The sequence below is a fragment of the Paenibacillus sp. FSL R5-0407 genome (assembly GCF_038009185.1).
Taxonomy (GTDB): Bacteria; Bacillota; Bacilli; order Paenibacillales; family Paenibacillaceae; genus Fontibacillus; species Fontibacillus vini.
Genome location: NZ_JBBPAX010000001.1, coordinates 442784 through 456711 on the forward strand (window position 1 = coordinate 442784; position 13928 = coordinate 456711).

General features: G+C 48.7%; 7 protein-coding genes. 5 read left to right on the top strand and 2 right to left on the bottom strand.

From position 1 onward, the window contains the following. The first annotated feature begins 30 nt into the window (after nucleotides 1-30). The 5 genes from NYE70_RS02265 (at nucleotide 31) to NYE70_RS02285 (ending at nucleotide 11842) form a co-directional block, all read left to right on the top strand. A complete protein-coding gene (locus tag NYE70_RS02265; protein WP_341044897.1) occupies nucleotides 31-4584 on the top strand; it encodes a DUF7601 domain-containing protein in 4554 nt (1517 codons plus the stop codon). 95 nt (nucleotides 4585-4679) lie between these two features. Further along, complete coding sequence (gene srtB / locus NYE70_RS02270) at nucleotides 4680-5480, top strand: class B sortase (RefSeq protein WP_341044898.1); 801 nt, start codon at nucleotides 4680-4682, stop codon at nucleotides 5478-5480. Between the two features lie 249 nt (nucleotides 5481-5729). Further along, nucleotides 5730-8867 (top strand): hybrid sensor histidine kinase/response regulator, encoded by a 3138-nt coding sequence (locus tag NYE70_RS02275; RefSeq protein ID WP_290408078.1) that lies wholly within the window; start codon nucleotides 5730-5732, stop codon nucleotides 8865-8867. A 39-nt stretch (nucleotides 8868-8906) separates the two neighbouring features. After that, on the top strand, nucleotides 8907-9536 hold the full coding sequence (locus tag NYE70_RS02280) for a GGDEF domain-containing protein (protein WP_211021277.1): 630 nt from the start codon (nucleotides 8907-8909) through the stop codon (nucleotides 9534-9536). A gap of 116 nt (nucleotides 9537-9652) precedes the next feature. Next, nucleotides 9653-11842, top strand: coding sequence for an alpha-galactosidase (locus NYE70_RS02285; RefSeq protein ID WP_341044899.1), 2190 nt, complete (start codon nucleotides 9653-9655; stop codon nucleotides 11840-11842). An 87-nt stretch (nucleotides 11843-11929) separates the two neighbouring features. Here the strand turns inward: NYE70_RS02285 and NYE70_RS02290 are convergent, their stop codons facing one another. Then, nucleotides 11930-13258, bottom strand: a complete 1329-nt coding sequence (locus tag NYE70_RS02290; RefSeq protein ID WP_211026252.1) for an IS3 family transposase — start codon at nucleotides 13256-13258, stop codon at nucleotides 11930-11932. Between the two features lie 137 nt (nucleotides 13259-13395). Further along, entirely contained in the window at nucleotides 13396-13848 is a 453-nt protein-coding gene (locus tag NYE70_RS02295; RefSeq protein ID WP_290405817.1) for a carboxymuconolactone decarboxylase family protein, read from the bottom strand. Nucleotides 13849-13928: the final 80 nt, after the last annotated feature.

Sequence of the window (13928 nt, forward strand, 5' to 3'; positions counted from 1 at the left end):
AAATAACTATGAAAATAAGGAGTTGATGAAGTGAAATCCAAGCTAATGAATTGGCTGCTGGTTCTGATCATTCTGATAAGCACCGTAGCTCCCGCCGGCGGAACGGCTATAGCCGCTGAAGATAAGACGGGCGTGCTTACGAACCTGACGGCTGTGGTTATGCAAGATGGAAAGATCATTACGGAAAACGACAAGATCAACAGCAAGAAACCGATTGAGGTTTCAGTTTCCTTCGGTGTTCCGGTGGCAGGAGACAATCCTACCCCGCCAGAGATCATCGAATACGGGGATAAGGCCAGTATTCTGTTAAGTCAAGGTTTCACCGCGATACCGGATCCGATTCCTCCGCTTAAATTCGGACCTAAGCAGCTTGCTAGTGCGAGCCTGTCCCAGGCGGGGAGTACCGTAACTGCGGCGGTTTATTTTGACGGGGACGCCGATATTTTTGATGGGAATGGCGGTTATATGAATGTTGCAGGAGAGTTTACAGCAAAGCTGCAATATGATGACAGCGGAAGCGCCGGGACCGAAGGTGATCATACGGTAACCATTCTTGGAAAGACCTATATCGTAACTGTTCCTCCGGCTGAGATTATCTACAATGTTGAAAAGAACGGGACAGTCGATTTATCCAATCGAGTGATTGATTGGGAGGTGGAGTTAAGTGCGACCCAAAACAGTAATTCACTGGATCTGAAGGATTACATATTTAATGATGATCTGACCGGAGTAGGTGAAATGGTGTCGGGTTCTTTCGAGTTGGGAGGAACTCCTGTTACACCCGATCCGATAACGGGAAATGTAGTTGAGTATACATTCCCTGAGAATTCGGTGAGCCCTCAAATCATTACTTTCCAGACGAAGATTCCGGAAAACAAGTACTATGCTAACAATAGTCAATCCGTAAACAATACTGCAAAATTGATGAAAGGCAATGTCTCCGTTAAGGACGACTCGACCACGGTGACATTTACGCCGCCGAAATGGATTGAAAAGAGTGGGGTAGCCAGCAACGAGATCGTTGGCGGCGTATATGATCCAAATGACCGCACTATCACCTGGACGATTACAGCCAACCGGGCAAAGGCTACTCTAGACAATCTGACGATCAAGGATCAATTACCGGATGGCCTGACCTTTGATTCGGCGGAATGGGAGACTTCTGCAGACGGTACGACATGGACTAATCATAGCGACATTTCCTCGGAGCCTGCAGGCGGCGAATATACGCTTCCGGGCACGGTCAATGAAATCGTTCGCCTGATTATCACGAGCAAAGTGACAGATACCAACATTACAACAGGCACGAGAACATTTTATAATTCCGCGACGCTGGACTGGGACGGCAAGCCAGCCGGAGTGAATCCGGGCACAGGCAATATTGGGGTAGGCATCGGCTACAATGCTATTACCAAGACGGGTACGCTCGATAGAACCAGTCGCGAAATTACATGGACGGTCAACGTGGACGCAAAAGGCCAAAACATCCCGGACATGAAGGTGTACGACCTGCTTGTCTACAAAAACAGTATTAACCTTAATACAGTGACTGGCCTCCCGTCAGGTATTAATAAAGGGGAACTTACTCCGCGTTATGGCTTGAAATTTGTAACAGGCAGTTACACGGGAGACGGAAATTTGAACGTTATACCGATTGAGCAAGACGGGGAGCGAGTTGCAGATCTGCTGGAAATCAGCACTCTTTCAACAACAGCGGCTAACAGTTTCTCATTTAAGACGCTTGTGGTAGACCCTGGAGTTTTCGCAGGAAACAAGACATCTACCGTAAATAATACGGCTTCATTGTTTAGTAATACCACTAGGCTGAATACAGCTACAGGAAACGTGAGCTATGACAGCCGAATGCTGGAGAAGGAACTGCTGAAGCGCGATGCGCAAGCCGATCCAGCCGCAGGCGTTAACATTCATCGCACGACCAACGCTGCGGAAGGCTTTGATTATACCGACAAGTCGGTGATTTTCCGGCTTAGCGTCAACGCAGACGGTTTGGATTTCAATGCCGTGAAAAATGCGGACGATGAGGCACTGGGAGCAGGTACCATTACGGATACCTTACCTGCGGGTTGGGAATTTACGGAGATTGCACCTGGCCAAAACTACCTTGTATTCGAGGGAACGGCGGGCTCAGGCTCTTCTGTGAATGCTGTCGACTCCACGCCGGATACGGTAGCAGGAATGACGGCTGATTTTACTGAGACAGGCAAGGCTGCCTTTACATTCAGCCCGCTGAACAAGCCTTATGTTATTTTAGTGAAGGCTAAGCCGAACAACACTACGCTTGACGCCTATTTTAGCAACAATAAGACTTCGACAGTTACCAACAACTTGGAGCTGAAGGCGGAGAAATGGGCGACAGGAGTATCTAAAACCCGGAACGTATCGATTAAGAGCGAGATTCTGAAAAAATCCTACACGGTTCCCCAGCAGGGCACCTTGAAGTGGACTGTGGATTATAACCCTTATGCTTTGACAAATGTAAGTGAGAAGATTGGGGACACACTGCCCATCGGTCTTGATTTACGCACGGATTCCAAGGGCGTGCTGTTGCTGGACAACAATATTACTGCCACGGAACTAACACTGAAGGAGGATGGAACGCTTGAGGAAGCAAATCCTGTTTCTCTCCAACTGGGCGGTAATATTTCTTACGACAATACAACCCGTGTTTTGACCTTTATCATTCCGGATAGCAGCAAGGCTTACCGCTTAACTTATTTGACGGACATAACTGGTGATCCAGGCTCCGTTACTAACCAGGTACGTTTATCTAATAGCAATGTCAACATAGAAAATCAAGCTGTGAATTATGCAATCAGCATGGCGGACAGCAACGCAACCATGCAAAGAGGCGGTTGGCTTGAAATAACGAAAACGGACGGAGCGACAGCGGCCGTACTTCCTGGTGCCGAATTCACCCTGTTCTCGGAGGATGGAAACACTGTTATTCGTAAGGCTCTCAGCGCCGGTAACGGTAAGCTGACGATGAGAGCAATCCCGGCCGGACAATATGTGCTTAAAGAAACGTCTGCTCCTTTCGGTTATAGATTGGATAATGAAGCCCATTCGGTCAGCGTAGATACTTCCGGTCCTACTGTTGTCACTTCCATTGACGGTAAGACCGGCACGGGCTCTAACCTGCTCACGGTAGTGAACTACCGTGAGAATACCGCAGGCAATCTGGCCATCAGCAAAACAGTTGCCGGAAATGACGGAGATTTGGCCAAGAAGTTCAATTTCACGGTCACATTTACCGGAGCTACAGGAACGTATAGCTACATTGGAACCGGCGGCGCAAGCAATGGTAACATCAGCAGCGGAGGTACGATTGCTCTGGCACATGGGGAAGGCGTTATCATTACCGGCCTGCCTAAAGATGCGGAATATACGGTAACGGAAGCCGATTATTCCTCCGAAGGGTATATCACTGCAAGTATTGACGCTGCTGGCAGCATTGTTGCGGATGATACGGAGTCGGCTTCATTTACGAATACGAAGGATAAGCCGGGCAGTCTGGTTATCAGCAAAACAGTAGCCGGCAATGCGGGAGACCAAAGCAAAAAATTTGATTTTACGATTACTTTTAGCGCAACAGGAACTTATAATTATACGGGAGCAGGCGGTGCGGCTGACGGTACTGTCAGCAGCGGCGATACCGTCTCGCTGGCCCATGGAGAAAGCATTGCTATCGCGGGTCTGCCGAAGGATACGACTTATTCGGTAACCGAGGCGGACTATGCCGCGGATGGATATGTAACTGCAAGCACGGGCGATACCGGCACGATCGTGACAGACGATGTCCAGACAGCCGCATTCGTTAATACGAAAAATGTTTCTGTACCGCCGGGCCCTGGGCCGGGTCCCGGACCGGGTCCTGGACCTTCGGAGCCGAATACGCCTTCCGAGACAGGTGGCCTGACAGTAGGGAAGACTGTTGCCGGCAATGCAGGCGACCGCGGGAAGAAATTCAGCTTCACTATTGTCTTTAGCGGCGCGCCGGGCATCTACAGCTATTCAGGAAACGGCGGAAGCGGGGTTATTCAAAGTGGGGGCACCGTTTCGCTGGCTCACGGGGAGAGCATTACAGTTTACGGGCTGCCTAAGGGAGCAAGCTATACGGTTAGCGAAGCTGATTATACTGCAGAAGGATATGTGTCGGTCAGCACAGGACCATCCGGTGTGATTCAAGGCAATACGACGCAGAGCGCAGCTTTCATCAATTCCAAGAGTGACAATGAGCCTGAACAGCCATCGCCTGAGGAGCCGCAACCGGGAGAAAATGGTGGCGACAACGGCAACAACGGAAATAACGGAAATAACGGAAATAACGGCAGTAACGAAGACGGAGGATCAGCCGGCGGCGATGGCTCTACCGGCAGCAATGAGAGTACCGGAAATCACGGCGGTACAGATCAGGGAGGATCTGACGGTGTTCAAGACGGTACTCCGAAAACGGGGGATAGCTCCCTCAGGCAGATGGCTCAATTAGGACTGATATTCTCCCTAATGGCACTGGCCGCGCTGTTCTCTGCGGATTTCGTGCTGCGGAGAAGAAGCTTGAAGTGATTGAAGCAATAGATTAAGCAGACTATTAAAGAGACAGGAAAGGGCCTGTCCAAAGGAAACCATTCCGTTACAGGCCCTTTTCATAAGGAAGAGATATGAAAAAGAACAGAAGCATGACAAAAACACGCAGGTCCGGTACGCATTTGCTGCTGCGTTTGCTGATGGGAGTATGCCTGCTTGGCGTGTTGAGCTCGGTGTATATTCTCTTTGTATCTCAGCGGGAATATACCCGGGGGGACGCGGCTTATGCACAGGTCCGAACATTATTGGAAGAGCAGCATGAAACCGAGTTGCGCCCGGACAGCGTTTCTGAAGCTTCTGTCGTGGCGGAGGCCAGACAGGTGGATTTCACCGCCTTGAGGCAAATCAATGCGGACGCAGTGGCCTGGATTACGGCGGAGGAAAGTGTTATCGACTACCCCGTAGTGCAAGGCAAAGATAACGATTATTATCTGAACCATCTGTTTACGGGACAAAAGAACAAGCTGGGCAGTCTGTTCGTCGATTATCGGACACCGGGCGATTTTTCCGGGAAAAGCACCGTCATATACGGGCATAACATGAAAGACGGTTCCATGTTCGCGTCATTAACGGATTACAGGGATCAAGCCTATTATGACGAACATTCTGTCATGCAACTATACACGCCCGACGGTTCGTATTCCATTGAGTTTTTTGCAGGGATCCTCGCAGACGGAGATTATGAGTTTCTTCGGCTGGAGTTTGATGATGACCGTGATTTTCTTGAGTACATCGGCGAGCTGAAGGTGGAATCTACCTTTCAGAGCGAGGTGGATGTGCAGGCGGAAGATCGGATTGTGGTATTGTGCACCTGCTCTTATGAATTCAACAATGCCAGGTATGCCTTGTTCGGGAAGCTGATTCCCCTTGACTAGTTTTCGCTCGTAATTATATTGACAAGCGGATGACCTCTGGATTCTTCAGGGGTCATCTTTTTTAATGGAAGTCGAGATTTTGTAGAGTTCGTTACATTATACTTTATCAAATAGACAAGGATATCCAGCTTGAACGAAGTTGAGATAGACGATAAGATCGCCATAAAGGCCCAAAACAGGAGATTACATATATAATATAAGGTTTATAAGCGTCTGCACCTAATTGCCAAGAGAGGATGAAATTTTCCTTTGTCCAACAATAATAAGAATGTCATCTCCAAGAAAAAAATGTTTCTATATTTAGGTGTGTTCCTGCTTATCCTTCTAAGTCTACGTTTGCTTTGGTTCCAATTCAGGACGGTACCGCCGCATCCCCATGCACATCAAGGGGTTATCGATTTGCGAGATTGGAAATTTAACGATAAGCAGGTTGTATATTTAAACGGAGAATGGGAGTTTATTCCCGGAGTCCTTTGGGAGCCGGCGGAAGACGGCGGCTTTATTCCAAATGCGGAACAGAAGGAGAAATGGATCAAGGTACCGGGAAAATGGAACCAGGCGGTGGGCAATAAATCCGGTTATGGATACGGAACCTACCGGCTTAGAGTTCTTGTAGAGGACGCCGGGCAAATCTTCGGACTGAGGATTCAGAACATACAGAGTGCCTCAAAATTATACGTGAACGGCGAGCTGCTGAAGCAAATTGGAAACCCGGCGGCTAACCGGGCTCTTTACCAGGCCCAGAATACCCCGTATACTGTTCAATTCAAGCCTGATGGTAATGAATTCGAGATCGTGATCCAAGCTGCCAACTATAAGATGTATAGCACCGGAGGCATCACCCAATCGATCAAATTCGGTACGGCTGAAGCCGTGTCGAGGGAAGTGTTTTTCACCCAAAGTATGCAGATAATCGTATGCGTGGTTCTTCTGCTGCACGCTCTTTACGCAGGCATCCTATACTTGCTTGGTCATCGCGGCAGAGAACTCGCTTATTTTTCCATAACCCTCTTTTTTGCCATTATATCGATCCTGATTGACGATGATAAGATGCTTTTAGTATGGCTGCCGATAGATTTTGATTGGTCCTTGAAAATAAGAATCGCCGTCTATACCGCAATTCCGGCTTTTTTGACTTTATGTATCCGTGCGCTGCTAGGAAGTCGCGGTTTTGAGAAAGGGACGGCTGCATTTGTCGGGCTATGTGCGGTCAATCTGATGCTGATCATCTGTTTGCCTGTGCAGTACATCATTTTTTGCCGTTATGTGCTTTTGATCATCATGTTGTCGGTAGCCGTGCTTGTTCCTTCCCTCGTTTTTGAAACCATCCGCAAGGGCGAGCGAACGGCATTCTTCATCCTTCTGTCAGCGGTCGCTCTTTCGACCAATATATTGATAGGCGGCGTGTTCAAGAGCAGAGTTTGGCCCGACATGCCTTATTATCCGTTTGATTACATTATTGCTTTCCTCAGCTTTGCTTGTTTCTGGTTCATTCGTTTCTCTCAAATGACGATCCGGTCTCGGAAGCTAGCGGATGAACTCCAAAAAGCGGACAAACTGAAGGATGACTTTCTGGCGAATACTTCGCATGAGCTCAGAAACCCGTTGCACGGGATGATCAATATGGCTCAGGGCGTATTGGAGAACGAATCTCGCACGTTATCAGAGTCAAGCCGCGGGAATTTGCAGCTGATTGTTACTGTAGGCCAGAGAATGTCACTATTGTTGAATGATCTGATAGATGTAACCTTGCTGCGCGAACGAAATGTCCGCTTGAATAAACGGAGCGTTCATCTTCAGGGCGTGATTGTCGGGGTATTCGATATGCTCCGTTATTTGACGGACGGCAAAGCGGTGGAATTGGTGCATAAGGTTCCGGATTCCTTTCCAAAGGTGATCGCTGACGAGAATCGGCTGGTCCAGATTTTATTCAATCTGATCCATAATAGTATTAAGTTTACGGAAAAAGGAATCATCTCAGTCGAAGCCGAACTCCGGGACGGGCTGGCAATCATTAGAGTCAAGGATTCGGGAATCGGGATGGATGAAGAAACCCGGCGGATCATTTTCAGGCCCTATGAACAAGCGGAAACCGTAATGTCGGGAGCCGGCGGAATCGGTCTAGGGCTAAGTATTTGCAAGCAACTGGTCGAACTGCATGGCGGAACATTGGAGGTACAATCGTCACCGGGCGAAGGATCGGTATTTGAGTTCAAACTCGAAGTGGATAACGACCTGGAGAGACTGCCGGAGAGCGAAATCCGACACGAAATCCGGGGGATTAGCGATTTTCCCCTAGTCGCTGAGGGAGTTATAAGAGCGGCGGAGAATGAGGTGGCTACAGCTGCGACTAGCGAATGGAGACAAGATTCCCCGGTTCATTTTATAAGCAAGCCGCGCATTTTGGCCGTCGATGATGATCCCATTAACTTAAAGATTCTCGGGAATATTCTTTCTCCGGAGCAATACGATCTTTCCACGGCTTCCGGCGGGAGGGAAGCGCTGAAATATTTGGAGCAAGGGGATTGGGACCTCGTCATATCGGATGTCATGATGCCGCAAATGTCCGGATATGAGTTGACCCAATTGATTCGTACTCAATATGGGATGACGGAGCTGCCGATTTTACTGCTGACAGCCAGAAGCCGTCAGGAGGATATTTATACCGGTTTTGCGGCGGGAGCCAACGATTATGTGACTAAACCCGTAGGATCGCTCGATTTGAAGGCAAGGGTCCAAGCCTTGATTCATCTCAGGCATTCGGTCGGCGAACGCTTGCGGATGGAGGCCGCTTGGCTTCAAGCTCAAATCCAGCCGCATTTCCTGTTCAACACGCTAAATTCTATCGCCTCGTTAAGCGAGAGTGACCCTGGCAGGATGGTCGGTCTGCTGGAAGAGTTCGGAAACTATTTGCAGATGAGCTTTAATCCTAGAAATTTGCAGCGCTTGGTCTCTCTGGAGCTTGAACTGGAATTGACGCGTTCTTATATGTATATTGAGAAAGAAAGGTTTGGAGACAGGTTGAAAATTCAGTGGGACATCTCGGGATCGTTGTCTGCTGAAGTCCCTCCGCTTTCGCTTCAAACCCTGGTTGAAAATGCGGTTCGGCACGGTATTTTGACGCGGGCCAGCGGCGGTACGGTTACAATCGGCATAACCGAGGATGAGAACGGCTGGCTCATTTCGGTTATAGATGACGGAGTGGGCATAGCAAAGGATAAGCTGGATCAACTTTTGGCGGGGACGGATCATGTTCATCGGGGGATCGGTTTGATCAACACGGACCGGAGATTGAAGCAAATTTACGGCCGGGGACTAAGCATAACCAGTAGAAGCGGCCAAGGCACGACGGTATCATTCAAGATCCCCAAACAGACAGGGAATTAGCGTCAGGATAAACGACAACAGTACGGGTTGGTGATACAAATGAATTTGACAAGTCCTTATGTGCACTATTTTATATATGGATTACTCTTGATTGTCTTCTTGGGAGGAGCGCTCTACATACGTGCTTTGCGGGAGGAAAGAAATGCTTTAAGGGAATTGGTGTACCGGGATCCCGTGACGGGTTTGCTGAATCGAAGCGGGTTCGATGATTTTTGGGAGCATTATCGGAAGAAAGAAAATTTGGCTTTGCTAAGTCTGGATCTGGACGGTTTTAAGGAAATCAATGATACTTATGGCCACTCGGCGGGAGATGCGCTGCTTAAAGAAGTGAGTCAAGGCTTGATGCAGGTCACGAACAAAAACCAACTGGCGTTCCGGATGGGCGGCGACGAGTTCCTGTTCATTATGAAAAACTGCGATCCTAACCAGGTTGAAATTATGGCCTCGTTAATCTTGAAAAAGATTAGCAGGCCGTATTTTATCCAGGACCGGGATATATCCGTAACGGGGAGCATCGGCATCAGCATGTGCGAAGCATCCAAGGCGGACCGGGCCCGTTTGTTGGAAGAAGCCGATAGCGCAATGTACCGTGCCAAGCGGAAGGGGAAAAACGGATACCATGTGTTTTCGCATATTTCAACTAACGGTATCATGAGTTCTGATTTATGAAGAAGATAACACAAAAGTCCATATAGAAAATCACTTTATTATCGTTACTCCTTCTGGATAACATAGTAGAATGAAGGATATCATTCCAGAATTCAGAACATTTCAGGAGGATTCCAATGCCTATCTTTTTCGACGAAGCTCAAAACCTGTTCCATTTACAATCGCAAAACTCCAGCTACATCATACAACTGGTTCGCGGGTATGCCGCTCATGTTTATTACGGACGCAAACTTCGACAGGACAGTAATCTGAAGGGAATGTTGAGTTTTAATGAGCGGGCCTCCTTCAGCCCGAATCCGATACCGGATGACAAATCGATTTCATTGGATACGCTGCCGCAAGAATACCCTCAATACGGGAGCAGCGATTTTAGAAGCCCGGCTTATCAAGTGAAGCTGGCGAATGGTACACGGGTAACCGAGCTTGCCTACCGGACGCATCGAATCCTTCAGGGTAAGCCGGATTTAAAAGGACTGCCGGCCGTGTATACGGAGCACGAGAGCGAAGCCGAAACGCTGGAGCTGGAACTCAGCGATGCGGTTTCCGGTCTGACCGTCATTTTGAGTTATACGGTATTTGCGGATTCCGCTGCGATCACCAGATCGGCAAGGATCGTGAACGAGAGCGGGGCCCCGTTAGAATTGGAGCGGGCATTGAGCGCCTCGCTGGATTTTGCCGATTCCGATTACGATGCCTTGTATTTGTCGGGAGCGTGGGCACGGGAGCGTCATGTTCAGAGAAGAAGGCTTGCACCGGGCGTTACGGGAATCGGAAGCCGTAGAGGTTCCAGCTCGCATCAGCAAAATCCGTTCTTTGCCTTGCTTCGTCCGGATGCGAACGAGCGGCAGGGAGAAGTGTACGGCGTGAGCTTGGTATACAGCGGTAACTTTATCGCTGAAGCTGAAGTGGAGCAGTTCGGCATGACCCGTCTGCAAATTGGCTTGAATCCGTTTGATTTCTCCTGGCATCTGGAGCCGGGTGTATCTTTTCAAACGCCGGAAGCGGTGCTTGTATACTCGAACGAAGGCCTCGGAGGCATGTCCCGGGAATATCACCGCTTATACCGGACAAGACTTTGCCGGGGACAGCACCGTGACCGTGAGCGTCCGATTCTGGTCAACAACTGGGAAGCGACTTACTTCGATTTCAATGCCGACAAAATCGAGGCGATCGCTCAAGCGGGCAGCAAGCTGGGAATCGAGCTGTTTGTGCTTGATGACGGCTGGTTTGGGCGGCGTGACCGTGACAACAGCTCGCTCGGGGATTGGTTTGAGGATCGGCGCAAGTTGCCGGGCGGCCTGAAAGATCTGGCGAACCGGGTGAAGGCAACCGGGTTGCAATTCGGGTTATGGTTCGAGCCGGAAATGGTATCGCCTGACAGCGATCTCTACCGCAGCCACCCGGACTGGTGTTTGCATGTGCCGGACCGCCGCCGGACGGAAGCCCGGGAGCAGCTTGTGCTCGATATGTCGAGAAGTGATGTCCGTGAGTATCTGTACGAGCGTTTAAGTGATATTTTCAGCACGGTTCCGGTCACCTATGTGAAATGGGACATGAATCGCAATATGACGGAAATCGGTTCGTCCGAAATTCCGGCTGATCGGCAGAAGGAAATTGCGCACCGTTACATTCTGGGATTGTATGAACTGCTCGAACGCTTTACCGGAGAATTCCCGCACATTTTGTTCGAGAGCTGTTCGGGCGGTGGCGGCCGGTTTGACCCGGGGATGCTGTATTATATGCCACAGACGTGGACCAGCGATGATACCGATGCTGTCGAGCGGTTGAAGATCCAGTACGGAACCAGCCTCGTATATCCCGTGTCGACGATGGGAGCGCATGTCTCGGCCGTACCGAACCATCAAGTGGAACGTACAACCTCGCTTACGTTCCGCGGCGATGTGGCCATGTCCGGAAACTTCGGATACGAGCTTGATTTGACTAAATTTACGGCAGAGGAACAAGAAACCGCTAAACAGCAAATTGAAACTTACAAGGAGATTCGCGGATTGGTTCAGCAGGGTGAGATGTACCGGCTCCTTAGCCCGTTTGAAGGCAATGAGACCTCCTGGATGTTCGTTAGCCGCGACCGTAATGAAGCCTTGCTGTTCTATTTTAAAGTTTTGGCGGAACCGAATGCGCCGCTTCGCAATGTGAAGCTGGAAGGTTTGGATCCGGAGAAGAATTACTGTTTGGAAGCGAGCGGAGAAATTTACGGCGGTGATCGTTTGATGGCCTTAGGGCTGTCGGTATCTTCATTAAGGGGCGATTTTGCAAGTATGTGGGTCCGGTTGAAGGCCGTATAATACGCTTCATCGTTTTGTTTCATAAAAGAAAGAGCCTGGGGCCATTAAACTGGTACCCTTGTCAAGGACACTTAAAAAAGAGAAGGCTTAGGCAACAGACAATAGATGATTCCTGTACTGAACAGGGGTCATCTTTTTTAATCCCCATTGATACCTGTGATGGTTGTAATATTGAATATAGCGGTCAATTTCGTCTTGCAACTCTTCAAAAGTGATGCAACCTCGACTATCTACATGGTCTTTCATGTGGCCAAAAAATGACTCCTGCGGGGCGTTGTCCCAACAGTTTCCTCGTCTGGACATGGACTGACCTAAACCTTTCTGCTTCAATAGCTTTTGGTACGTGGGGCTTGTATAATGGCTTCCCTGATCTGAGTGGATGAAAGCCTCTTTATGTAATTTAACACGTCTTTGTTTCATGAGTTTATCTATAGTTTGAGTGGCAATGGATAAATCAATTCGCTTTGATAGATGATGTGCCAGTAGTTCCCCCGTAGAAGCATCCAATATAGTCGACAAATAGCCTACCTCCGTACGGTTGTAGGGAAGATACGTAATGTCGGTAAGCAAGACGAACCCCGGAATACCCTTCTTGAAATTCCTCTGTAACTGGTTAGGAAGAGTTCGATGCTCCAGGGTAGCTTTGGCCATACGTTTGTAGGGGTTCGGCTTTCTATGCGGACACACCAGGTTTAGTTTTTTCATTAACCGGCGGATTCTCTTTAGGTTGTAGGTGATACCAAATTCATTCTGAAGAACCATCTTTATGGAGCGAGACCCCTTTTTGAACCCTCTCCAATAGAATGCTTTCTTAATCCAGCCACCTGCCACGACGTCGAGTCTTGCACGTTCTAAGCGGGCGTCTGCAGCCTTTACATAGCTGTAATACCCCGAACGAGATACGTTAAGGAGTTTACAAAGATAGCGAGTCATACGCCCAAGGCCTTGGTCTACGGCCTCTGCAATTAACTCAAATAATTTAGTTTTGCTCAGATTCATTCCTTTTGCTACCAACAACCTTTCGTTCGAGTCTAGCTTTTTTAGTAGTTCAAGTTGGGACTCCAGGAGTTTGATCCGAGCATCTTGCTTGGCAATGACCTCCTCTTGCGTCAGTTCTCGCTGCAAGGGACGCCCCGAGCTGCCTTTACGAGAATCCGTTAAGCCAACGATTCCATCGCGTTTATACGCTCTCCGCCAACGATCAGCACACTGTTTTATACGACTCATCCCTATGACATTTACATCAAATCCATTGGCCTCAAAAATCTCCCTAGGCGTTTTTTGTAACATATTTTGATCGATGAAAAGCTGCTTAAATTCATCTGAATAAGTTATGGCCTTCGCACTTACATTCACCACGTACTTGTTTTGTGATAGGACCTCACGGTCCTCTTCGGTAAATCTCTTCTTGCTCATGCAATCCCCCCCCGATGCTTATTCCAGTATACAAAAAGGTACCCACAGCCTGAACACCTTTTTTCAAAGTGTCCAAACTATGGGTACCAGTTTACATTACCCCGGGCTCTTTTTGTTCGAATGATAGATTGGACTTATCAGGCATTGTCCAGGCAACCTGGGAACATGCCGGTCGTGATCGCGATTCGGTTCCAGCTGTTGATCAAATTGATCGCAAAAATCAGATCCACCGTTTCTTTTTCAGTGTAAAACGTCAAAATCCGGTTAAACAGTTCTTCCGACACCCCGCCCTTTGAAATCAAGGTTACGGCTTCTGTTAGCTCCAGAACCGCCTTTTCCTTGTCCGTATAGCACGGCGATTCTCTCCAGACGCTTACCAGGGCGATCCTTTGCTCTGTTTCGCCCATCTTGCGCAGCTCATTCGTATGCATATCGAGACAAAAGGCACAGCCATTAATCTGCGATGCCCGGATTTTGATCAACTCGTATACAATCCGGTCCAGTCCGCTATCACGGATATGGCGCTCCAGTTGACTCATAGCACGGTATACTTCCGGATTTGCAGTGTAATGGTTCAGTCTCATTTTCATGATTCATTCCTCCACCTTGGATATATTTTTGTCTTCAAATAGATAGACAGGTGGAGAGAGGATTTTGTGACCGAAGCTCA

Bases quoted from the DNA above. Each gene is read 5' to 3' on its own strand.
- srtB (WP_341044898.1), top strand. From the start codon at position 4,680: ATGAAAAAGAACAGAAGCATGACAAAAACACGCAGGTCCGGTACGCAT.
- NYE70_RS02280 (WP_211021277.1), top strand. From the start codon at position 8,907: ATGAATTTGACAAGTCCTTATGTGCACTATTTTATATATGGATTACTC.
- NYE70_RS02285 (WP_341044899.1), top strand. From the start codon at position 9,653: ATGCCTATCTTTTTCGACGAAGCTCAAAACCTGTTCCATTTACAATCG.
- NYE70_RS02290 (WP_211026252.1), bottom strand. From the start codon at position 13,258: ATGAGCAAGAAGAGATTTACCGAAGAGGACCGTGAGGTCCTATCACAA.
- NYE70_RS02295 (WP_290405817.1), bottom strand. From the start codon at position 13,848: ATGAAAATGAGACTGAACCATTACACTGCAAATCCGGAAGTATACCGT.